The organism is Secundilactobacillus collinoides DSM 20515 = JCM 1123 (genome assembly GCF_001435975.1).
GTDB lineage: Bacteria > Bacillota > Bacilli > Lactobacillales > Lactobacillaceae > Secundilactobacillus > Secundilactobacillus collinoides.
Map to the genome: position 1 here is coordinate 40,731 of NZ_AYYR01000106.1, position 23,567 is coordinate 64,297.

Annotated in this window: 23 protein-coding genes; 11 read left to right on the top strand and 12 right to left on the bottom strand. The window is 44.9% G+C overall.

Features of this window, described 5'->3' with window-relative positions:
• The first annotated feature begins 38 nt into the window (after positions 1-38).
• The 8 genes from FC82_RS14050 to FC82_RS14085 all read left to right on the top strand — a co-directional run bounded on the left by FC82_RS14050 (position 39) and on the right by FC82_RS14085 (position 5,694).
• Positions 39-437, top strand: a complete 399-nt coding sequence (locus FC82_RS14050; RefSeq protein WP_065101495.1) for a helix-turn-helix domain-containing protein — start codon at positions 39-41, stop codon at positions 435-437.
• Between the two features lie 13 nt (positions 438-450).
• Positions 451-846, top strand: coding sequence for an ImmA/IrrE family metallo-endopeptidase (locus FC82_RS16610; RefSeq protein WP_054759867.1), 396 nt, complete (start codon positions 451-453; stop codon positions 844-846).
• A 20-nt stretch (positions 847-866) separates the two neighbouring features.
• Positions 867-1,589, top strand: coding sequence for a DUF805 domain-containing protein (locus FC82_RS14055; RefSeq protein WP_056997315.1), 723 nt, complete (start codon positions 867-869; stop codon positions 1,587-1,589).
• 81 nt (positions 1,590-1,670) lie between these two features.
• Positions 1,671-2,237: a zinc ribbon domain-containing protein gene (locus tag FC82_RS14060; protein WP_056997316.1), complete on the top strand. Its 567-nt coding sequence runs from the start codon at positions 1,671-1,673 to the stop codon at positions 2,235-2,237.
• A 282-nt stretch (positions 2,238-2,519) separates the two neighbouring features.
• Positions 2,520-3,077, top strand: coding sequence for a hypothetical protein (locus FC82_RS14065; protein ID WP_056997317.1), 558 nt, complete (start codon positions 2,520-2,522; stop codon positions 3,075-3,077).
• Positions 3,078-3,398: 321 nt separating this feature from the next.
• Positions 3,399-3,734 carry a hypothetical protein gene (locus FC82_RS14075; protein ID WP_054759875.1) on the top strand — a complete coding sequence of 112 codons (336 nt, stop codon included), beginning with the start codon at positions 3,399-3,401 and terminating at the stop codon, positions 3,732-3,734.
• 185 nt (positions 3,735-3,919) lie between these two features.
• Positions 3,920-4,354, top strand: a complete 435-nt coding sequence (locus tag FC82_RS14080; RefSeq protein ID WP_056997318.1) for an Ltp family lipoprotein — start codon at positions 3,920-3,922, stop codon at positions 4,352-4,354.
• 149 nt (positions 4,355-4,503) lie between these two features.
• Positions 4,504-5,694 (top strand): tyrosine-type recombinase/integrase, encoded by a 1,191-nt coding sequence (locus FC82_RS14085; protein ID WP_056997319.1) that lies wholly within the window; start codon positions 4,504-4,506, stop codon positions 5,692-5,694.
• A gap of 307 nt (positions 5,695-6,001) precedes the next feature.
• On the opposite strand, the gene FC82_RS14090 is transcribed toward FC82_RS14085, so the two are convergent.
• Genes FC82_RS14090 through rnz form a run of 4 tightly spaced genes read right to left on the bottom strand, consistent with a single transcriptional unit; the run spans position 6,002 to position 10,172 of the window.
• Positions 6,002-6,520, bottom strand: coding sequence for an adenine phosphoribosyltransferase (locus tag FC82_RS14090; protein WP_054759881.1), 519 nt, complete (start codon positions 6,518-6,520; stop codon positions 6,002-6,004).
• A gap of 16 nt (positions 6,521-6,536) precedes the next feature.
• Complete coding sequence (gene recJ / locus FC82_RS14095; RefSeq protein ID WP_056997320.1) at positions 6,537-8,861, bottom strand: single-stranded-DNA-specific exonuclease RecJ; 2,325 nt, start codon at positions 8,859-8,861, stop codon at positions 6,537-6,539.
• Positions 8,858-9,214 (bottom strand): LapA family protein, encoded by a 357-nt coding sequence (locus tag FC82_RS14100; protein WP_054759883.1) that lies wholly within the window; start codon positions 9,212-9,214, stop codon positions 8,858-8,860. Before FC82_RS14100 ends, recJ begins: the two co-directional genes overlap by 4 nt.
• Positions 9,215-9,227: 13 nt before the next feature.
• Positions 9,228-10,172 carry a ribonuclease Z gene (rnz, locus tag FC82_RS14105; RefSeq protein ID WP_054759885.1) on the bottom strand — a complete coding sequence of 315 codons (945 nt, stop codon included), beginning with the start codon at positions 10,170-10,172 and terminating at the stop codon, positions 9,228-9,230.
• A 257-nt stretch (positions 10,173-10,429) separates the two neighbouring features.
• Here rnz and FC82_RS14110 point away from each other — a divergent pair, with 257 nt between their 5' ends.
• Positions 10,430-10,696, top strand: a complete 267-nt coding sequence (locus tag FC82_RS14110; RefSeq protein WP_054759887.1) for a hypothetical protein — start codon at positions 10,430-10,432, stop codon at positions 10,694-10,696.
• A 14-nt stretch (positions 10,697-10,710) separates the two neighbouring features.
• Positions 10,711-11,475, top strand: a complete 765-nt coding sequence (locus FC82_RS14115; protein WP_056997321.1) for a hypothetical protein — start codon at positions 10,711-10,713, stop codon at positions 11,473-11,475.
• A gap of 115 nt (positions 11,476-11,590) precedes the next feature.
• On the opposite strand, the gene FC82_RS14120 is transcribed toward FC82_RS14115, so the two are convergent.
• The 5 genes from FC82_RS14120 to FC82_RS14140 form a co-directional block, all read right to left on the bottom strand.
• The gene (locus FC82_RS14120; protein ID WP_056997322.1) at positions 11,591-13,501 is read right to left on the bottom strand and encodes an acyltransferase family protein; all 1,911 of its coding nucleotides are present in this window, start codon (positions 13,499-13,501) and stop codon (positions 11,591-11,593) included.
• Between the two features lie 57 nt (positions 13,502-13,558).
• The gene (gene obgE, locus FC82_RS14125; RefSeq protein WP_056997323.1) at positions 13,559-14,857 is read right to left on the bottom strand and encodes a GTPase ObgE; all 1,299 of its coding nucleotides are present in this window, start codon (positions 14,855-14,857) and stop codon (positions 13,559-13,561) included.
• Positions 14,858-14,970: 113 nt separating this feature from the next.
• Positions 14,971-16,770, bottom strand: a complete 1,800-nt coding sequence (gene uvrC, locus FC82_RS14130; RefSeq protein ID WP_056997324.1) for an excinuclease ABC subunit UvrC — start codon at positions 16,768-16,770, stop codon at positions 14,971-14,973.
• A 459-nt stretch (positions 16,771-17,229) separates the two neighbouring features.
• Positions 17,230-17,979, bottom strand: a complete 750-nt coding sequence (locus FC82_RS14135; RefSeq protein WP_054759891.1) for an amino acid ABC transporter ATP-binding protein — start codon at positions 17,977-17,979, stop codon at positions 17,230-17,232.
• Complete coding sequence (locus tag FC82_RS14140) at positions 17,969-19,456, bottom strand: ABC transporter substrate-binding protein/permease (RefSeq protein ID WP_056997325.1); 1,488 nt, start codon at positions 19,454-19,456, stop codon at positions 17,969-17,971. The genes FC82_RS14135 and FC82_RS14140 overlap by 11 nt, the downstream gene beginning before the upstream one ends.
• A gap of 233 nt (positions 19,457-19,689) precedes the next feature.
• Here FC82_RS14140 and FC82_RS17030 point away from each other — a divergent pair, with 233 nt between their 5' ends.
• The gene (locus tag FC82_RS17030; RefSeq protein WP_169790584.1) at positions 19,690-19,860 is read left to right on the top strand and encodes an SPJ_0845 family protein; all 171 of its coding nucleotides are present in this window, start codon (positions 19,690-19,692) and stop codon (positions 19,858-19,860) included.
• Positions 19,861-20,025: 165 nt separating this feature from the next.
• On the opposite strand, the gene FC82_RS14145 is transcribed toward FC82_RS17030, so the two are convergent.
• The 3 genes from FC82_RS14145 to FC82_RS14155 form a co-directional block, all read right to left on the bottom strand.
• Positions 20,026-20,625, bottom strand: coding sequence for a TMEM175 family protein (locus FC82_RS14145; protein WP_054759936.1), 600 nt, complete (start codon positions 20,623-20,625; stop codon positions 20,026-20,028).
• Positions 20,626-20,831: 206 nt separating this feature from the next.
• Positions 20,832-22,214: an argininosuccinate lyase gene (gene argH / locus FC82_RS14150; protein ID WP_056997326.1), complete on the bottom strand. Its 1,383-nt coding sequence runs from the start codon at positions 22,212-22,214 to the stop codon at positions 20,832-20,834.
• Entirely contained in the window at positions 22,214-23,518 is a 1,305-nt protein-coding gene (locus tag FC82_RS14155) for an argininosuccinate synthase (protein WP_056997327.1), read from the bottom strand. The genes argH and FC82_RS14155 overlap by 1 nt, the downstream gene beginning before the upstream one ends.
• Positions 23,519-23,567 lie beyond the last annotated feature (49 nt).

The following is a 23,567-nucleotide window of genomic DNA, read 5'->3' on the forward strand; positions in this document are numbered from 1 at the left end:
GATATTATATAGTTGTGAATTTAGAAATGAGGGATAGCATGGCCGATAAATCTTTAGCCAATAAAATAGTTAATCTAAGAGAAGAAGGAAATATTACTCAATCTGAACTCGCACGTCGCCTTGGCCTAGATAAGTCTTCGATGAGTAAGATTGAAAGTGGATCAAGAAAGGTCTCGACAGACGAATTAAAAAGAATATCAGAAATTTTTGAAGTTTCTACTGATTATTTATTAGGAAACACTACTGATCGAAATGGTCATACTCCATCTTGGGCAACCAATGATGATAAAAAAGACCTCAAGAGATTTCTTGAGGAAAATGCCAATGGCATGACTTATGGGGGTGAGGGATTAACCGATGAAGAACAGAAGCAAGTTAGAAGAGTTTTGGAAGGACTTTTTTGGGACAAGCAGAAACAAAAAGATAGTCGCAAATAATTTTGTCAGAGAAATGGTCAAAAGTGTTGTATTCAATAATGGAACGGCTAATCCTTTTCTTATAACAGAGAAATTGGATATTGAGATTTGTTGGGAAGCATTTGGTCCCCACCCACTCGGCCAAACTGCTTATTTTGATAAATGCCCAATTATCTTGTTAAATGAAAGCATTCGTGATTCCGTACAACGCAATTTTACCTGTGGTCACGAATTGGGTCATATTATTTGCCAACCAGGAATATCTGGGTATCAGACTGGGAAATTAAGCCATGGAACCTGCGAATACGAAGCCAATCAGTTCGCAACTGCGTTGATGGGACTATTATATGTTGAGGAAAATGGATATGGACCCGAAAGCTATTATGACTTAGTTCATAGCTATGGGTCGCCATACAACGAGATAAATTAAAATTATTGGAGGGGTTACATATGGACGAAAAAACAAAATATTGTATCAAGTGTGGAAAGAAAATTCCTAAAGCTGCTAAATTTTGCCCATTTTGCGGAGCTAGTCAAGAACCTGTCAGTCAAAAATCGGAAGAATCCCAAATTAAGCCACAAGAGACTTCTATTAATTCTGTGAATGATGAAGATTATAGAGACAATAACAGCAATCATCCAGGAATGATCAACAGTTTTAAATTATATCTTGCAGATGCTTTTACTATTTCAAAACAGATGAATTGTGCTGATTATTGGTGGTCATATTTAACCATTGCAATTATTCAATTTGTTTTTAGTATTATTACTTTTCAAATAGTTTTTAACTATCCACTACTAACCGTAGATAGCATTGAAGGAGAAACTTACATTGATCATCCAGGAATGCTTATTTTGGCTTTCTTCTTGTCAGTAATCTTCGCATTCTTTTCCGTTGCAAGTTTTACAAGTATGATTCGTCGCCTTCATGATACAAATCATTCCGGACAATTTCTTTGGCTGCTTTTAATTCCTTTTGTAGGTAGTATCGCTATCTTAGTGATGCTTATTCTTAAATCTGACAGTCAAGGCGTTCGTTTTAGAAAAAAAGATTATTTACAAAATTGGTATAAAAAATGGTGGCCATGGGTCATTATCTTGTTATTGGCTGCTCTCGATACTTTATTATTAATGCTAATTTCATCCGCATATGCCTACATACTAAACAACTAAGTTTGTTTTGACCTGTACAATGGCGTAATAAATTATTAGAAGAAATAAATTAGGCAATTGATTATTGGAGGGAGACTAATTATGAATGAAGAATTGAAATATTGCATCAATTGTGGGGAAAAGATACCTAAGGAAGCTGAGTTCTGCCCATTTTGTGGTTCAAAACAAGATAATTCAGGTGCAGCTATTAAAGAAAAAGTGCCGTCGCAAATTTTGCCTAATAGTGATGTCACAAAGCACAAACCGTGGTTTAAAAAAGCCGGTTTTTGGATTATTGCAGTTATAATCTTGATTATTATCGGTGGTGCCGGATTCGCGTTTCACACACAAACCTCTCAGGGGGCAGTAAGTAGCGTTAAGGAAAACGTTGTTAGTGATAACACCGATTTTGGAAATGCAACCGTGAAATGGAATAAAGATTATAAAATAATTGAAATTGACCTTCCCAAAAATGCGAGAGTTATTAAAGATCTAAATGGCGGTTCAATATCTGTTTGGAATTCTCTTGTAAGAAATGCTAAAACAGAGTCCGCAAAATTGAATCACAAATACAGTCATATAATCGTTCCCAACCCATCAGATAAAAGCAAGGAGCTTCTGGAAGTCCAAAATGGGGAAATAAAATATAACGTTGGTGATGATTACTAAGTGGGTCATCGTTGGTTGCACCAATTAGAAGAATCAGTTGTAGATATCGAGTTTGAATAAACCCACCCTATTCATGAGGGCGACACAATCACCGTAAAGGGGTCTGGTCTAACTGACACTGTTACGCTAAATGGTAAAACATTAAAATCTGATATCATCGTTGACTACGCCAAGGTGGACTAGCACCACTTCGACAAGCACGTCGAGGGAGATTGAACGCAAGTTAGGCTACCAGTCCAAACACTGATGACTTTAAAAGCTGAAATTTAGGGGAGAATTTTTATGAAGGATTTTGTAGAAATAGCACAGATCATAACGGGTTTTGCAGCAATTGTTTCTATTTTTTTTACAGTATACGCCTTTAGAAGCCAAAAAATAGATAAACAGTTAGATACGGCAAAAAACATATCTAGTTGGAATGTCACAATGGCTAAAGATAAGCAAGAATCTCTGTCAAAGGAAGCCAACCCTGGATTTGATGGTGAAACCTTCACCGATGAATGGCATAATGCACCAAATTGTACCAATATTACGGTTAATAAAAATCCTTTCCCTGTATATAATTTGATAATTGTTTTTGTTCCCAATCATTTAAAATTCAAGGGGAATAATTCCCTATCTAGCCAATACCAATGCTTTTACTATGAAATATTGACTCCGGGAAAGATAATAACAGATTTTGTTAATGACCATACACTGGGAAATGGACATTTAATTCCAGAATTGTATTTTACAGATACTCAGAACAACCAATGGCGTCGCAGCAAGAATGGAGAATTAAAAAAGACTGCCTATTTGAAGAAGGCAGTCAAGTTAGGAATTATTCAAAAGCATTTGTAAAACAGCCAAAAAAGTTAATATGCAAACCAGTGACAACGAACTTGAAATTAACAAAATAAATGTTTTTCCAATTGCTGTTTCATCTTTACCCCAATCAAAGGAAATTTTAATTATGAAAAAATCAATTAAGATAATTGATACTTGAAAAATAATCAGAAAAGTGTATGATATTTGATTCATAAGCGATCCTCCTTCTGATGTAAATCATACATATTATAACACATTTCACCTTCCCCACTCGGAACCAGTACCTGTTCGACTCAGGCATGGGGATTACAGTCCAAATACTGATGACCATAATATGGAAGGAGACATGTATCTATGCTTACATCTAAACGTAAGATGTGTCTAGAACTGAGTATTAACGGATTGTTACTAATAACTCCAATATTTTTAATCATCGATGGCAATGTTGGATTAGCCGACAATGACCCTTATCATCCAGATGTTTTTATTCTTATTGGTCTACTAATACTGGGACTACTCGGATTGGCAATGACCGGCCTAACAATTATTCGTATGCGTACTCATGGTTGGCACAGTTTGGCACTTTACCAAAAAGCGTTATCCATATTCTATTTCATCTGCTTAATAATCGGTGGGATTTGCTGGTTGATTTTTACAGAGGCCATCCCACCAAACTGGATTTTTCATTAGTAACTGAACAAATGTTTCGGACCTTTATCTCAGTTGGTTAGAGCAGACGGCTCATAACCGTCTGCTTTTGAAAGCTTTTTAAACATGAAGATAGATAATCAATTGTGGGGTATCTGAAAGACACGATAAAACTCAGGTTTTACTAATGTTTTCGCTAATTAATTTTTATTGGGGGGGCGTTTCAAGTGCTTAAATTCAATAAGATGGTTTTCACTGCAACTTCAAATGTAGTTGTATTATTCTTATTAGTGTTTGAAGGATTTTTACTATGTAATGTTGTTGTCTTTCCTATTCATGAGACTTCTGTATTTGCAGCCTCATCGTCGTATGATGCTGCACTTTCCAACGGATATTTCTATGCGAAACACAATCACTTGTCAAAGCATATGATCTATAAGCATTTGTATTTTAAAAACGGAACGGCTTTTTCTAAGCATGCTGCCATGTATGCTGTAAATCATATACATGGCATCAATTGGAATCATAATGCTTTGAAGATTGCCAACTTCTATCGCCACAAAAAACACATGTGTAACAAAGAAATTTACCACCGACTAATATCAAAAAAGGGTGATATGTTTACTAAATCCCAAGCTAGGTATGCCATTCATCATCTGTAATAAATGAACTCGGCGGAAAAATTCAACTTGTAAAACCGTGATCTATTAATTGCCCCTGATTGGGCTTTTATTTAGCGCGTAAAAAGAACATACATTCGATTAGCAAAGGAAACTTCAACCAAATAAGTTGCCTAAAAGGAGATGAAACAATGCCAAAGCGAAAAAATACCGCAATCAAGAAGTATAAAAAAACCGAGCGTAAAACTGGTAAGCAGTCCACCTACTACCGCTTTTCGCTCTACGCCGGCATTAATCCAATGACTGGCCGACAGCGCAATATCCACCGACAGGGATTTAAGACTTATGAGGAAGCAGACAACACGTACAATGAAATATCACTGAAAATTTCCAACGGCACATTTTTTAGGAAAGAAAGCCCGCGTAATGCAACCTTTCGCGAAGTATACGATATTTGGTGGAAGACTTATGAGCCGACAGTTCGCGTGACAACCGCACAGAAAACGAAGTCATGGTTTAAAATCAGAATATTGCCTGAATTTGGCGACTACCTTATCAGCAAAATAACACCCGGTCAAGTCCAAACAGCCGTTATTAAATGGTCGGCTCAAGTCGTGCGTTATAAGACCTTTCTCGACTATTTTAGCCGGGTCATGAAGTACGCTGTCGTCATGGGATATCGCGTGGATAACCCTGTGGATAGAATCATTATCCCTAAGAAAGGCAAGCAGTCTATGCGCCACGCGGACAAGAATTTCTGGCAACCAGCGCAATTCAGGAAGTTCTTAAAAATCATTGATACACAATCTATCGATATACTCGCCATTTTTCGTACCTTAGCTATGACGGGCATGCGTCGCGGTGAGTTGCTCGGCTTAACGTGGCGGTATGTGAGCCTAAAACAGGGCTACATCGAAGTTAAGCATTCAGCCTACCGAGATGATGAGGACAAGACATTGAAACTAGGACCGCCAAAATCGGACGCTGGTTATCGTAAGATACCACTTGACCCGAAGACAGTTCAAATATTAAGGGATTGGCGCTTCACACAGAAAATGTTGATTGGGCGTGGAACTAATTTCAAAATCGACCAGCTTGTCTTCCCCAGTCCGGCCGACCCCACCAAAATCATGCAGCTAACGCGCCCTACTAATCTGCTGGAAAAATTAATCGCGGGTACTGGCCTACCGCGTATCACGATACATGGTTTTCGACACAGTTATTCCACTTGGTTGTATGAGGAGAACTCATCTGTCACGCTAAAGGATATGCAAACGATCATGGGGCACGATGATATTCAGGTAACAATGAACACATACACGCATTCAACCGAAGACGGGCAAAACCAGATTGCCGAGTTTTTGAAACAAATTGACTTCTAAAATGGCTTATCGACCTGATTATCTAAACTTTCAGAAATAATATGTAGTGAAAAATGCTTATAAAGACCGCCATCATGGGATTATGACTAGAGTATCTTAGGAGACCTGTACTCTCCTTCAAAATTAAAGGTTCTGAAGTTGCCTGTGGCGACCTCAGGACCTTTTTTTCGGTTTTTAACGTCACAACATTACCCACACACAATATGCCGATGGCACTAAGATTATACTTTTTATCAATTACAACACCATACAAAAAAGGACTGATAAGAATTGGCAGTCACCAATTTCTATCAGTCTTTTTTAATATTTAGTACTCCATCAAACTAAAAATATCATGACCCTTGATCTTATCGCGACCATGGAGATCCTTTAATTCAATGATGAAGGCTGTCCCGACCACGATTCCACCCAAATCTTCGACCAATTGGATGGTTGCCGCGATGGTGCCGCCAGTTGCTAACAGGTCATCAGTCACTAAGACCCGTTGGCCCGGCTTGATTGCATCTTTGTGCAGATAAAGCGCACTTGTCCCATATTCGAGACTGTAAGTTGCTTTAACCGTCTCTCGGGGTAGTTTCCCCTCCTTACGAGCTGGCGCAAAGCCAACGCCAAGTTCGTATGCGACTGGGCAGCCCACAATGAATCCGCGGGCTTCTGGACCCACGATCATTTCAACGTTCTTGCCGCGGGCGTAATCCACCAGTTGGTCCGTGGCGTAACGGTAAGCTTCACCGTCAGCCATGAGTGGTGAAATATCCCGGAACATGACGCCGGGTTCTGGATAGTCGGGAACGGTTGCGATGTAATCAGTTAAATCAATTGCCATTTGAAAAACTCCTTTATTAATCGGCCATAAAGCTGGACAACAGTTGTTTTAACGCCGCTGTCTCACTGTACAGTAGCTGTTTTTCGGTTTCAATCTGTGTTTGACGGGATTGATAACTCGGTGCCGTCTCGATTTTTTGACTTGTCGGCTGTGCAACTGGGTTCAGGACCCCTTTTGCGATGGTTGCAAAGTGCAGTTCAGTAAAAATCTTGAGCATCAAAACGAGTTGGCTGGCGTCGATTTTGAGATAGGCGGCTAATTCAGCTAGCCGGTGGCCAACATCCACGTTTTGATGCGTTTGAACGAACCTAAATAGTTTAGCATATTGTGCGCGTTCTGGCATCCCTAAAAGGTAATGACTTTGCTTCAAATAAAAGTATGCGACGATTCTGTCAGCCGTCAAATGGCTTAAAACCCGCTGTAAATCAGCGATTGAGGCCGGACAGTCCACCAGAAAAAGCGTGTCGATTTTTTGATCAGAAATTTCTTGGCCAGCTGTAACTACGATACTTACAGCTGTTGGCGGTAATTGCGTTCGGAGTTGCGCGTACAAGCGCTGATTGAAAAAGACGTAAGTCCCGGCCTCGCTGAACATTGTTTTGTGGAGCTGCTGCGTCCGCTTATCCTCAACAACCATACCGCTCACAGCAATATCTTTAACCATCAGCTGCATGTTCGTCCGGCCCTGCCAAACATTAATATCGATTTGTGCCAGGAGTTTGACCTGATCCGGTGCACTTGCCAGAACCGGTGCCAGTGCGCCCTGGCCAAAATCAATCGCATCAACGCTTTGACCATTGTCCGCCACTCGAAATTTCAGGTGCTTGCCATCCGCTCCGATTGCTTTCACATTCTGCAATTCATCGGGATCAAACGCAAACAAAGGCACTGGATTATCCGTCCCAAACGGTGCTAACCGCTGCAACTGTTCGTACAGCGGTAATGTAACCTTATCTGCAGTCAAATTTGCGGCAACGTTCAGCTGAATCTTTGGCTGATCCGTGAGATGCTGGGTAACTGCACCGTCATCGAAAGCAGCCTGCAGGTCAGACAAATGGTCCGCTTTAGCGGTCATCCCGACAGCTCCTGCATGCCCGCCAAAGGCAACCATCAAATCACGGTGGCCATCAAAAGCCTCGAACAAATTAAAACCGGCAACGCTTCTACCGGAGCCCTTTGCAGTATTATTCTCCGCATTTACGTTCAGAACAACGGTCGGTTTGCCTGTGGCTTCAACAACCTTGCTAGCAACAATACCAAGCACCCCTTCGTGCCAGTGTTCACCAGTGATGACGAGTGCCGGATGGGCGCTGTGCGCAGCATCTTGTGCCTGAGTTAAGGCCGTCTCACTAATGTCAGCAACGAGTTGTTGACGATATTTATTTTGTTTTTCGGTCAACTGTGCAAGTTCACTGGCACGCTGATCGTCCAAAGTAGTCAATAATTCCACTGCTGGTGCCGCGTCATCTAACCGTCCCAGGGCGTTCAACCTAGGGGCGATTCCAAACCCAATGGATTGTTCCGTCAACCGGCTGGGATCGATTCCCACACCCTGCATCAGGTTCACAAGACCTAGTCGATCCGTTTGCGCCAAGATTTGCAACCCAAGTGAAACAAGAACTCGGTTTTCATCAACCAGCGGTACCAAATCGGCTACTGTCCCGATGGCTGCCAGATCCAATAACTCCTGAGGAACCTCTTCTAGCAAGACTGTGGCGACTTTAAAAGCAACCCCAGCACCGGATAAGCCGCCAAACGGATAGTTGCCGTCCGGGTGACGCGGGTGGATAACGGCCGCGGCATCTGGCAATTCTTCAGGCAGTTCATGATGATCCGTGACCACCACATCACAGCCGAGTTCGTTTGCTCGAGCAATGGCATCATGACCAGAGACCCCGTTATCGACCGTCACAATGAGTTTTGTCCCGCCCTCAATCAAGCGTTCAAAAGCGACCGTATTTGGCCCATAACCGTCGACAAACCGATTCGGAATAAAGTAGTCCACGTTGGCCCCTAACTGGTCGAGCGTCTCGTACATAATGGCCGTGCTGGTCACGCCGTCCGCATCGTAATCACCGTAGATGGTCACCTTTTCAGCGTTCATAATGGCGGCTTGAATCCGTTCAACACCCTTCTGCATGTCATGCATAGTGAGCGGGTCATGCAACTGACTCAAATCGGGCGTTAAAAACGTCTGCATCTTTTCGGTCGTGTCGTACCCCCGGTTGATCAAAATTTGCGCGATCATCGGGTCAATCTTCAATTGTTCAGCTGCTTCCTGCGCAGCTGCTGCCGGCTGGTCAACGTGTTTAACCTGCCAATCATAGTGCGAATCGATCACTGGTCGTCATCCTTTTCCTTTTGTTCATGCGTAGGTTGAGTCGTTTTTGTTTGTTCAGCCACCGCTCCGGTAATCCGGCGGTTATGTTGTTTAACGGTTTCCGGTTCCAATTTTGAAGCCGGCGCTTCCCCCTGTTGTTTATCTTGTCGGCGCTTTTGAAAGTGATTCACAGTCGTTAATAGAAACATCAGTAACGCACCAATAAATACCGCGCCCAGCAAGACAATCACCAGTGGCCAGCGAACGGTCACAACCCCAAAATTGATTGGTACCGGTGTCACGTTCAAAATGGAAAATACTGCAATGATAATAATCAAGATAATGCCCAAAATAAGCTGTCCTTGACGTTTCAACCGCATCATCCCCCTAGTCTGTTTGTCGGTCCTTATCAAACGGAATATCAATTAAATCAAAATCCTTGACCACTTTTGTCCGTGGAAAAATCGACTTCGCTTGTTTTTCAAGCTCAAGCGCCATCTTACCGGTGTACCGGGCCGAAATATGATTCAACAACAAACGGCCAACGTGGCTGTCGCGGGCGATTTTGGCCGCCTGCATATTTGTTGAATGGTAGTAATTATGAGCAAGATTCGCTTCATCCTTCGCAAATGTGCTTTCGTGAACCAGCACATCGGCATTTTCAGCCAAGACGCTGCTGTTAGGGGTTCGCCGCGTATCTCCCAGAATCGTGATGATCCGGCCCTTTTGCGCGTGGCCAATGTAATCCTGACCGTTAATGACGCGTCCATCCGGCAGCGTGACTGTCTTGCCCGCCTTTAACTGGCCATAAACGGGACCTGATGGAATCTGGTCTTCACGCAGCTTATCGACCATCAATTCACCTTGATGGTCATGTTCTTCAACACGATAGCCGAAACACTCAATTTTATGGTCAAGTTTACGCGCATAAACGGTGAACTTGTCATCGCGATAGATTTCGCCCTCTTCTTCAATCTCAACGAATTCGATATAGTAGGACAATTTAGTTTCGGAGACCTTTAAGCTCGTCAGCACAAAGTTGCGAATTCCCTTTGGTCCATAGATGGTCAGTTTTTCATTGCCACCTTGAAACGAACGGCTGCTTAACAGGCCCGGCAGCCCGAAAATATGGTCGCCGTGCAAGTGGGTAATAAATATTTTATCAATTTTTCGCGGGCGAATCGTGGTTCGCAAAATTTGATGTTGTGTCCCTTCACCTGCGTCAAATAACCAGATTGAATTCCGTTCTTCAAGCAGACGGAGTGCCAGGCTGCTAACGTTTCTAAATTTTCCCGGGGAGCCAGCACCCGTTCCTAAAAATTCTATTTGCATTTAAGTCGTCCTCTTCTAAAGATAAGTCCGCAGCTAAAAGGTGATCAGTTACGCAATGGGCTTGCTACGGTCAAGTCTCATCGTTCACCTCAACCTTACAATTGTAGCATATGCGGACCCGTTTTTTGTGAAATAACGTCGATAAACTCAGCAATCTTTACCAAGGTTCGAAGAGTGCACGGTCTGGTGGTTCGGTCAAAGTACGGTATAATGGACTTAGATGATACACCACTTACTGCACAACTGAGGAGACTGGCATGAACTTAATTGAATTAAAGATCCTGACTGGCCATTTTGACCCGACATTGCGCATTGCAATCGACCAGGATCCGCTCATTCCGATAACGGGCATCAAACTGGATCATTTAGGTCTGCATCTCCGGGCAGAGCCTGACCAGCCAGTGTTGAACATTCACGGACTGAACCGTCAAACACGGGAACTCAAGGGACAGCCGACCCTGTTTTATGAGGGGCAGCGACTGTATGGGTTCCGTCATAGTCAGCAGTGGCTGTTATTTAAATAAGGGGGAATTGGGCAATGAAACATCGCAATCAATTTTGGGTCGCCGGACTAGCGGTCTTAGCCTTAGTCCTGGTGGGGTGTCAACAAACCAGCACAAAGTCTCACGCAACATCGTCAAGCTCACAGACAACTGAATCAAGTCAATCGTCAGTTAAAAAAGCTGAGTCAGCAGCAAGTGCGTCTTCTTCGTCTAACACGACCGCCGCTACGATGAAAAACTATCAGGTCCCGGCTAGCGAAAAACAAAAGAGCACCTACGTGAAATCTGGACTGCTAACGATTCCGGGTGAGTTTTCTTACGACAAAGCAGGCACTAAACTAACTTTAAAGAAAAAACAGGCTACCAATCGAAAAACGACCAGTACTGGCTTAACCTACCAAATGGTCAGCACCAAGGTGATTACAAACAACGCGAAAACCAAGCAAGCCAAACAAATGGCGGAACAGGCATTTAACATTGCCACGATTCCAAATCCGTACCAGACCATTCAACTGAATTTTAAGATCAGCAATCAGTTGGATCAGGCTGTTCGGACAGATGGCATCAATAAGGTAGTCTTTAACGGCACAAATACGGCATCAGGCGCCAGTGGCCTCAGTGACAGCAGCGCCGGGCAAACCATCCAAGCCCACCAGACCAGAACCTTCCACGCCATGATTTTAACTGGAACAGCTGATACAACCGTTTCAAAACTGGCCATTCACTTCTCCGGCAGTTTTTCAGCATCTGGTGCAAAACGGGCTTCAGCACCAAAAACGCTCACCGTCACGTTAAGATAGCGATCAAATATTTCGATCACAACCAAAAAGGTTCAGCTTACCGTCTTATTCGGATGGTAAGCTGAACCTTTTTATGACAGAATGCGTAAGCACCCTGTTGATGACCTATACTCACCTAAGAACTTTCCTGCGTTAAATGCTTCGCAACTAGCGCCGTAAAATACTTGTTCCCAGTCGGGTTCGGGTGAACGTTGTCGTTATAGAACCACGACTTGTGGTCGGCACTTAGCCCGTGCCAATCGATAACGGTCACGTTTGAGAACCGCTTGCTGGCTTGATTGATCGTTGTGTTTGTCTGAGTCTCCCAGTTACGGGTCGGCACGTGTGTTGTGACCCAGTATATATGCCGTTTCGGACCAATGGCCTGAATGACATTGTTAATTTGCTGCGTTGTCATCGGACCGTTTGTCCCCAAGTTGATCAGCACGTTATGTGATAACGCGCCCTTAGCTTCCAACCCATGGATCTCAGAGGGCGCCTGCCAGACTTGACGCCCGACTTTAGCCATCACGTACGTGTTTGGAAAGACTTGTCGCAGGTCGGTCGACACATCGACCATTACTGAGTCGCCAATCGCCGTCACCGGCATGTCCTTAGCGGTCAGCAACTGCTGCTTCGTCAGATCATAGGTCTTCGCAACGGTTTGCTGTTTGTTCGTCAGCTTAACGTTTTGATACTTGCTTGCTGCCACCTTTTTTTGAGCCTTTTTCTGCTTGGACAGCACGGTCTGATTATCCTTCGTCGCCGTTTTTTGGTTGCGTTGAATATGGTCTTGCAGCGTCGTTTGGCTGGCGGCTAAATGCGTTGGCGAAGAGGCTGCACCATAGAGGGCAATCACTGTGATCAAGCCCGCCGGTACTGCCAGCCAACGCCGCCACCCGTACCGAGAATTACGCTGGGCACAAGCCTTGATCAACTGCGGCAGCTGACGGTAATGGTAGTGCCTTGTCGGTGATTCCAAGTACCGGTAGGACAAATCGCTGACAACCAGGATCAATACCGTTTCGATCAAGGCGTTCATCAGCGGATGTGCCGCAATGTTTGTGACCTTGGCCTCATAAAAGATCATGATTGGAAATTGATAGAGGTAAATGCCGTAACTGCGTTTACCGACCCAGTCAAACAGCCGGTTCGTCAGTACTTGATTCATTACCCCTGCTGGGTGCGCCACTGTTGCAACCAGAACTGTCGATAGGAGGGTGAATAAAAACATCCCGCCGCGGTAAGTAAAACCGCTCTCACCTGATAGTTTAAAGAATAGCAAAATAATCAGCAACAGACTCGCAATACCCGCCGCATTTAGTGCGTGACGCGCCTTATCCGGCAGATCCGTCTTCAGCTTGGTAGCGGGCCACATAAAAGCCAACCCAACTCCGAGCAGAATTGCAAACATCCGCGTATCGGTCCCATAATACACTCGATTGGTGTTTGCAGGATCGTATAAGACCGCCATCGCAAAGGCAGAAATGACCGCCAAGCCCATCACCAGATAGAAAATCGTTTTTCGTTGATGAAAGACGTACAGCAGGACGACCAAGATCAGTGGCCAAAACAGATAAAATTGACCTTCGATCGATAGCGACCAAAGGTGGGTAAACGGCGATTCACCGTTAAATCGGTCAAAGTATGATTGCCCGTGACCAATTTCCCACCAGTTATAGACGTAAAGCAGGTTCGTCCAAATAATTGATTTTAAACTAACGAATAATGACCGCTGAAACAGCGTAATATACGCCGCCGTGGTCAAAACCATTGTAACTAATGCTGGGTATAACCGTTTCATCCGGCGCCCATAAAAGGCCCAGATATCGATTCGCCCATTTTGCTCGTACTCCTGTAATAGCAAGTCCGTAATTAAATATCCTGAAACAACGAAAAAGATCGGCACACCCAGATAACCGCCCGTTAGGCTGTAAGGCAGTAAGTGATAAACGATCACGCCGATCACGGCAATTGTTCTAATACCATCAAACCCTGAGATGTAGCGGCTGTGTTTCAACCGCTTGCTCCCACTTTGTTGTTGCATGATTCTCCCCCGTTCTCCTTTAACCACAACCTAATCAATATTCATTGAAAGTACTGTCTATTCAACGAATTCAAAGGTAAAGTCGTCAATTTGAACGAGATCCCCATTCTTAGCACCCTTTTCGCGCAAGGCATCATCAACACCCATACCGCGCAATTGACGGGCGAACCGCAACGTGCTTTCTTCGTGATCCATGTTGGTCATCTTAAAGAGCCGTTCCAATTTTTCACCACTCAGAACCCAAGTCCCATCTTCATCTTGTTCGATGGTAAAGTCACTGTCTGGTGTCGTTGGCAGATCAAGGGCTTCATCAAGATCATCCAGGCCCTTCACTGGGAAGGCTGGTGTGTGATCAAGAATTTCAGCTGTTTTTGCGATCAATGGTTTCAAACCATCGTGCGTCACACTTGAGATGGCCATAATAATTGGCGTGTTTGGCAACGTGTGGTCATCTGCTAATTTGGCTTTAAGGTCGGCAAGGTTTTCCTTGGCGTCCGGCAAGTCCATCTTAGTAGCAACTACGATTTGCGGCCGATCCAGTAATGCCGGATCATACTTCTTTAATTCTTCATTGATCTTCAAAAAATCTTCGTATGGGTCGCGTTGTTCATAACCGCCCACATCAATGACGTGCAGAAGGACCCGCGTCCGTTCGATATGGCGCAGAAATTCTGTTCCCAAACCAACGCCGTCCGCCGCGCCTTCGATCAACCCTGGCAGATCCGCTACCGCGAAATCGTGGTCGACATCGATACGCACCATCCCAAGATTAGGCGATAGCGTTGTAAAGTGGTAATCGCCGATTTTAGGTTTGGCATCCGTAATGACCGACAGCAGCGTTGATTTCCCAGCTGATGGGAACCCGATTAAGCCGACATCCGCCAATAGTTTCAGTTCCAACCGGACGCGACGTTCCTGACCAGGTTCACCATTTTCAGCTAATTCCGGTGCCGGGTTCTTCGGCGTAGCGAAATGCACATTTCCACGGCCTCCGCGACCACCTTGAACGGCAACAATCTCATCATTTGGTTCAACCAGATCGGCAATTACCGTGTTGGTCTCATCATCAATGATCGTGGTACCCTGCGGCACGATGACGATCTTGTCCTCAGCACCACGGCCGGTCATACCTTTAATGCCGCCATTCTGACCGCTATCGGCTTTGAATTTTTGGTTATACCGAAAATCCATCAGCGTCCGCAAGCCGGTGTTGACCCGAAAGATCACACTGCCGCCTCGGCCACCATCGCCACCGGCAGGTCCGCCGTTTGGCTCATACTTTTCACGCCGGAACGCAACCATGCCGTTGCCGCCGTTTCCTGCTTTTAAATTAATCGTTACTTGATCTACAAACATATATTTTTCTCCATAACTCTTCTATACTCAGTTACCTTGCCTGTGCCATTATCTAATGAATCCAACAAAATTACCATATAAATTGGCATATTTTTCCTGAAAATGGGAAAAAACTAATTTTCAGCCTTTTCAGTGGCATCTTTTGCCAAGGTTAGTTTGATCGTATCAACCACCGTGTGTGAAATACCGAGTTTCAGCAACTCTTCCGGGTCAGCTTCAGCAATCTTAGGCAGCGACCCAAATTTTCGTAACAGCTTTGTCCGCGTCTTTGGCCCAACACCTGGAATGTCGTCCAGCCGCGAGCTTAAGGAATGCTTCGTATGCACCTGTCTGTGGAAGGTGATTGCAAACCGGTGAACTTCGTCTTGAATCCGTTGCAGCAAATAAAAGCCCTGCGATTTTGGATCAAGGTGCATCGGCGTGTCGTTGACCTCTGACAGTAAGTCGGCCGTCTTATGTTTATCGTTTTTGACCATGGCAGCAACCGGCACACTCAACCCCAGTTCATTTTCCAAAACGTCCCGGGCTGCGTCTAACTGAATGTCACCGCCATCCATCAAGATCAGATCAGGTAATTCAGTATGTTCTTTGAGCACCCGGCTGTAGCGCCGCCGAATCACTTCTCTGGTGCTGGCAGCTTCATCCGCGTGGTCAACGGTTTTAAGTTTATATTTCCGGTAGAGTTTTTTATTCGGTTGGCCATCCACAAAGACCACCATGGCTGACACAAGGTCGGCACCTTGAATATGCGAATGATCAAAGGCCTCGATCTTATGCCCCGGCCGAATCCCAAGCGCATCGGTAATTTCCTTCATGGCACCAGTCGTTTTTTGCTCATCCAGCTCCAGTAACCGGAATTTTTCTTCCAAAACCAAACGGGCATTTTTACCGGCCATGTCCAGTAAAGCGCGTTTTTCACCCCGTTGCGGTGTTCTAAATGGTACGCCGAGGACGTTGCTCAAGACATCCTTAGGCATCTCCTCTGGGACTAGAATTTCCTTTGGCAGCACGCTATTGCGCCGGTTATAAAACTGGGTAATAAAACTGCTCATTTCTGAAACCGCATCGTCCACGATTGGGAACAAACGCTTCTCACGTTTGATCAAGCGTGTCTGGCGAATAAAGAAGATCTGCACCGACAACCAGCCCTTATCAAGGTAAAAGTTAAAAATATCCCGTGGGGTCTTATCCGTTGAGATGATCTTCTGTTTTTCGACCGTCACTTCAATGTAGTGCATTTGGTCACGAATGTCAGCCGCCCGTTCAAATTCCAATTTGTCTGAAGCAGTTTTCATCTGACCATTTAAATGCCGTTTGACTTCCGCAACGTTGCCATTCAGGAACGACTTGATTCGGTCAATCTGTTTTGCATATTCCTCTTCTGGCACTTCTTTAAAGCAGGCACCTAAGCATTGCCCCATGTGGTAGTACAGGCACGGCCGGTGCTGAAAGCCATTGCAGCGCCGTAATGGGTAAACTTTTTGAAGAAAGTGCAGGGTCTCTTCAGCCGCGTAAACGTTGGGATAGGGACCGAAGTAGTACCCGCCGTCCTTTCGCACCTGACTGACAATTTTTGTCTCTGGATCCCGCTCATTGGTAATTTTAATGTAGGGGTACCCAGTCCCCTGTTTTAATTTAATATTGTAATGCGGCTGATGCTTTTGAATCATCGTAATTTCCAACAGGAAGGCTTCCTTATCATTGGAAACGATGATGGTCTCAAAATCCGCAATTTCAGACACTAACCGGGCCGTTTTGCCTTCGTGGCTGCTCTTAAAATACGAGCGGACCCGGTTCTTAAGGTTTTTGGCTTTACCGACATAGATGATGTGCCCGTTGATGTTTTTCATCATGTAGATTCCCGGCAGATCAGGCAGTAATGCCAGCTTATGCTCTAAATATTCAGATGCCAATGCACGCCCTCCTTTATCACTTGATGCGCTCAATATCGCAATTGTTCAGAACACTCATTATAGCGCGAATGCGTGTTTGGTTCAACGGATTAGGATGTGATGACGAAGTGAACCAGATTCAGATGCTCGTGCCGTTGTGTGCCACCCTTTGAGACAGCGCAGTCATGAATACAGTGACACGATAATGAGACTAATGCTGACCAGCCGTCGCTCGATTCTTCTTTGTCACTGAGGCCATTATCTGACCATGATGATTGCGGCGCTGCCTCTGGGGCAGCCGTACGTTCACCCGGTGAAACAAAGCGCCCTTCTTAACCCTTATCTATTAAGCAACAATGACAGCAAAATGCAAAACACGACAAACTTGATTGCAAAAAACAACTCTGGCAAAAATTCCAGATTCGGAAAAGTCTGCCAGAGTTGTTTAATGCATTACTGTCTCAAATAATTGTTTCTGCGCTAAGCGTTAATGATTTTACCAATAAAGTCCTTTGCCCGGTCGTTTTGCGGGTTGTTGAACAATTCATTCGGCTCGTTCTTTTCCAGAATGTAACCATCAGCCATGAACCACACCTCATCAGCCACTTCACGGGCAAAGCCCATTTCATGGGTCACGACGACCATGGTCATACCTTCGTCTGCCAGTTCCTTCATAACGGCCAGCACTTCACCGACCATTTCAGGATCCAGGGCACTGGTGGGTTCGTCAAACAGCATGACTTCAGGATCCATCGCTAACGCCCGTGCAATGGCAACACGTTGTTGCTGCCCACCAGACAAGCTGCTTGGATAAACGTCAGCCTTTTCGGATAAGCCGACCCGGTCCAACAATTCCTTGGCCTTCTTGGTGGCTTCTTCATCACTCATGTGCTTGACCCGAACCGGAGCCAGTTTCAAGTTTTCGATAACGGTCATGTTTGGGAATAGGTTGAAACTTTGGAACACCATCCCCATCCGCTCACGTAAGGTCGTCAACTCGTTGATTTTTAACGACCCCAGGTCCATCCCCTCGAACAGCACCGTACCAGACGTTGGTTTTTCCAACAGGTTCAAGCACCGCAAAAAGGTACTTTTCCCAGCCCCGGAAGGTCCGATCACACAAATCACTTGGCCCTGGTTAACGACGCCGTCGATATCCTTTAAGACATCGGCTGAATCATACTTTTTTTCTAGGTTTTTAACTTCAATAATTGGTTTGCTACTTTGCATGGTTCATCTTCCCTTCGTAGTGGTTCAGAATTCTGGTTAAAATAAAGGTCATGATGAAGTACAGGATCATCGCGATGAAGACTGGCATAACACCACGGTAGGTGTCAGCTCTAACAATGTTCAACTGGTAGATCAGATCGGTGACCCCAATGATGGAGACGATTGAACTTTCCTTGATCAGGGAAATGAATTCGTTCCCTAACGCTGGCCAGATGTTCTTCAAAGCTTGTGGCATGACCACGTACCGCATGGTATCAGTTCTGTTCAACCCAAGACTTTGTGAAGCTTCGGTTTGCCCCTTCGCAACGGAATCGATCCCGCCACGAATGATTTCCGCGACGTACGCGCCACTGTTCAAGGAAACCGCGATGATACCTGATAACAGAGCCGGCAGGTTAACAATGATCCCGATCCCGAAGTAAACGAACATCACTTGAACCATCAACGGTGTGCCACGAACAAATTCAATGTAGGCAACGGCAATCGCATGAACCAGCTTGTTGTGGCTGAACCGCATCAGTGCTAACAAGGTCCCAAGCAGAACCCCGAAGACAACTGAAATAGCGGAAATAATCATGGTGTATTCGACCCCTTTTGCGAAGTACTTCCAGTAGTGGAACATGCTGGTGTTGTTTGTGTTGGTCTTCATGTACGTACCGGCAGTCTTTAAGTAACCGTCAGTCAAGTTCTGTTTCTTAATTTGATCAACACTCTTATTCATGGCGTTGATCAGGGCCGTTGAGCCCTTAGGCGCGGCAATCGCTGCACCAACGTCGTTCTTGTTCAGCTTATACCCTGAAGGAATCATGGCTAGGCTAGAATCGTTTTCAACATAGGCCTTTGCAGTAGGTGTTTCCATCCCAACTGCGGCAACCTTGTGGGTCTTTAATGCTAAAACGAGGTCGGTGTTTTTATCCATCCCCTTGACCGTGACACCGGGAATCCGTTGCTTTGCTAAATCATACTGCAAGGTCCCCGTCTGGGCGCCGACCTTTTGGTTCTTTAATTTGGCCCGACTGGAATACTTTAACTTTTCAGCCTTATTGACCAGAAAACTTTGACCACCTGAGTAATAAATATGGGTAAAGTCAACGGATTGACGACGTTTAGCGGTTGGGTTGATACCCCCGATAGCAACGTCGGCCTTGCCCGTTTCAATCGCAACCAGCAATGAGTCAAAACTCATACTTTTGACAACAAGCTTGACGCCTAAGCCCTTAGCAACTTTCTTGGCAACAGACATGTCCATCCCAACAATTTTGCTGTTCCCATTTTTCGTGGTCTGGAATTCATACGGTGGATAATCAGGTGAAGTTGCCACCACCAGAGTGCCCTTCTCCTTAACTTTCTGTAAAGAATTATCAGCCGCGTAAGCTGTTTGGTCGTTGGTCGTCACGTTACTGAAACTGACAAAGAATAATAGCGATAAGCATAATGCAAGCACTGCTTGCAACACATGTTTCCCCTTAATGGTCATCCGCGAACTTCCTCTCTAAATTTGTATCCTCTAATTTTTGATACTTCTAACAATACACCATTCACATTCTTTATGCAATAAAATTTAAGAAAAAGACTTTTTTATACACATATTCTTGATGTAACCGCTTTTTTATTCAATATCATCACAATATTCAATTATGAGAAACCGCAAAAAATGACAAATGGCCGATTTTCTGCTAAGATATAGTCCAAAGTAAGGAGGCATCAACCATGGGTCTTAAGGTAAAACGACAAGATAATCTCGACTCCATGTTCGGTAAATTTGCCGAAATGGATCTAAAAGACGACAAGCGTGATAAGTTCCTGAAGCGCGATGAACAAAAAGATACAACTAAGACAGCTAAAGATTTAATTAAAGAAAAGCGGAGTTACCACAAGTAACAGTTGTGGGACAACGTCTAAAGACAAACACAAAAGGCCCCAAAGACAGTAATCTCAAACGAGATTCTTGTCTTTGGGGTCTTTTGTGCGCCTGTCTATGTCTATTCAATTCAAATACAGTGCCGCTAGTGCGCCAAAAAATACAGTGACAAACCGTTCTGTTCCCTATTCGTCCAACTTGTCGCTATCTGGATTAAACCGCATCCCCACCAGTAAAATTTGAAGTGTGACGACCACCATCTGCAACGCTGGCACGTAAATCAAAATAACGACCACCACAGCAGTTTGCACAACAAAGATCTTCCAATTGCTCAGATACCGATAAATCAGCATATGACTAATGTTCTCAGCAACTTGTTCGTGCCCTGACTCCCGATTGGCAACGATCAGCACCCGCGACAACCAAGCATAGGCAAAACTCCATGCCAGATAGACGATAAAGTAAAAAATCTCCGGTCCTTGTTCATTCAAACCGCGACCGACCCAGGCCGTCGCTACGGGCAAGAAGGAAGTTGTAAACATCCAAAAATTGTTTGCCCAGTATATCCGTTGTGTGATGTGTTTGGTCTGGGTAAACATGTAATGATGGTTGTACCAAGCCGTCCCAATGAATAAGTACCCGATGGCATATGAAATCAAATATGGCAACTGATCAACCATCGCCGATAACTGAAACGACTCCGGTACCTTAAATTCTAGGATCATAATCGTTAAAATAATTGCTAAAACAGCATCCGTGAATGCCTCTAAACGCCCTTTATTCAACCGAATCACCCCCGTATAAGCCCAGAATACCCCACCGTTGTCCAATTGACTACTATGCAGACTCCAACACAAAGCGCGCGGAACCGAACGACACCAACCAAAGATTAGCAAAGAAACGGCCTGTTTTACAAAACCCAAATTTGGATTCTATAAAACAGGCCGTTTCTGTCCCAGTCTTTGACCGGTTTATTGCATTCGTTTTAGTGTTACAGATTCAATTCTTGTTTCGCAACTTCAATCTGATGCCGAACCTGGTCAAAACCAGTGCCGCCTTCGGAATGCCGGCGCTCAACGGCCACTTCCGACTTCAAATCATTGTACACATCTGCTTCGATGGCTGGTGAGGCCTTCTTTAAGTCTTCCAGGGACATATCCTGCAGGTTCTGATGAGTTTGAATCCCCTTCAAAACAAGCTGACCCACGATGCCGTGCGCTTCTCTGAACGGTACCCCCTTGGCTGCCAAATAATCAGCCAGTTCAGTTGCGTTAGAAAAGTCGTTTTCGGTCGCGTGCTGCATATTATCCTTCTTAACGGTCAGTGTTGAAATCATCCCGTTAAAGACACGCAGGGCTGGTAAAAGCGTCTTAACCGTGTCAAACACGCCTTCCTTGTCCTCTTGAAGGTCCTTATTGTACGCAAGCGGCAATGACTTCATCGTGGCTAAGAGGCCCATTAAATGACCGTAAACGCGGCCGCTCTTGCCACGAATCAGTTCAGCCATGTCCGGGTTCTTTTTCTGCGGCATGATTGAACTGCCAGTCGTATAGGCGTCACTGAGCTCCAAATACTGGAACTCGTGGCTGACCCACATACTGAGTTCTTCACAGAACCGTGACAGATGCATCATCATGATCGAGCTGTTGCTTAAAAATTCCAGCGCGAAGTCCCGGTCAGAAACAGCATCCAGCGAATTAGCATACACGTGGGAGAAGCCCAAAGTCTTAGCCGTCATCTGCCGGTCGATTGGGAACGTGGTCCCAGCAAGGGCAGCGGCGCCCAGCGGTGAAATGTCGGTGTGCTGTTCGTTAAACGTAAACCGTTCCTTATCACGTTTAAACATTTGGTAGTACGCCATCAGATAATGCCCATATGAGATGGGTTGTGCGTGTTGTAAATGCGTGTACCCTGGCATAATGGTCTCGACGTTTTCTGAGGCCATCTTGACCAATGTTTTTTGAATCGTGGTTAATTCGTCAATGATCTTGGGTAACCGTTTCTTCAAATACAAATGAAAATCGGTTGCCACCTGGTCATTCCGTGACCGGCCAGTGTGCAATTTTCCAGCAACGGCACCGATCCGGTCCGTTAAGATGGCTTCGATATTCATATGGATATCTTCGTTTTCAACGGTAAAGTTCAGCTTGCCGGCTTCTAGATCTGTTTGAATCCCTTCCAGCCCAGCAATAATCTGATCACTGTCATCAGCATTCAGAATTCCAGTGGCCTTTAACATCTTGACGTGAGCTAATGAGCCCTCGATGTCCTCTTCAGCCATCAGTTGATCAAAGGAAATGGAGGCACCAAAAGCATCGACCCAAGCGGCAGCCTGTTCCTGAAAACGACCGCCCCATAGCTTTTTGGTACTCATTATTTAGCCCCCGTTTTTTCTGATTCTGCCTTCTTTTCTGACTTTACAGCAACCTTGACCTTACTCTTGGAGTTCTGAGTCACGGCGTTCACAAAAGCAGATTGTTGGTTCTTCATCTTCACTTGTGAATAAACTTGCGTTGGCAGGCCCCAAAGTTTGATAAAGCCCTTGGCTGCGATTTGGTCAAAGGAATCAGAAGCCGTGTACGTTGCCAGATTCTTGTCGTACAATGAGTTTTCTGACTTCCGGCCTAAGGTGATGACGTTACCCTTGAATAATTCAACTTTGATAACACCGTTAACAACTTCTTGCGTGGTTTGCAGGAATGATTGTAAAGCACCCATCAGCGGTGAGAACCATAACGCGTTGTAAATCATTTCGCTCAACTTGTTTTCGATGACTGGCTTAAAGTGGGCCAGGTCACGTTCGAAAGTCAAGTCTTCAAGTTGTTTGTGGGCCTTCATCAAAACGGTTGCGGCCGGTGCTTCGTAAACTTCACGAGACTTGATACCGACTAACCGGTTTTCAATGTGGTCGATCCGGCCGATACCGTGCTCGCCGGCAATTTTGTTCAGTTTTTGAATCAGGTCAGCAAGCTTCATCGACTCGCCGTCCAACTTGGTTGGCACACCCTTAACAAAAGTGATTTCGATATCCGTTGGTGTATCAGGTGTCTTATCGATCGGGTTGGTCAACGCATAAGCGTCCTCTGGTGCAGAGACCCATGGATCTTCCAGCACGCCGGCTTCGTTAGCCCGGCCCCAAATGTTAGCGTCGATGGAGTATGGTGAGTCCAAATCAATTGGAATTGGAATGTTGTGTTCCTTTGCGTAGTTGATTTCTTCTTCACGAGACCAGTGCCAGTCACGAACTGGGCTTAGAACTTCCAAGGCTGGGTTGAGTGCGTGAATTGCAACCTCAAACCGGACTTGGTCGTTCCCTTTGCCAGTGCAACCATGGGCAACGGCGGTAGCATTTTCTTGTTGCGCAACTTCAACAAGCTTTTTACTGATTAGTGGACGGGATAATGCTGAAATTAATGGGTATTCACCCTCGTAAAATGTGTGGCCCTGTAAAGCAACCAAGGCGTAATCTTCGGCGAATTCATCTAGAGCGTCGATGACGTAGGCTTTTACGGCACCAACTTGTAAGGCCTTTTCCTTAATGAAATCTAAATCCTTGCCTTCACCCACGTTAATGCAGCAGGCGATAACGTCATAACCCTTATCTTTGAGCCAAGGAATGGCTACTGAGGTATCTAAGCCTCCGGAATATGCTAATACTACTTTTTGGTTTTCTGTCATATGATTATCCCTCTCATTTCTTAATTTCAACTTAATAAATTAGAGGTTA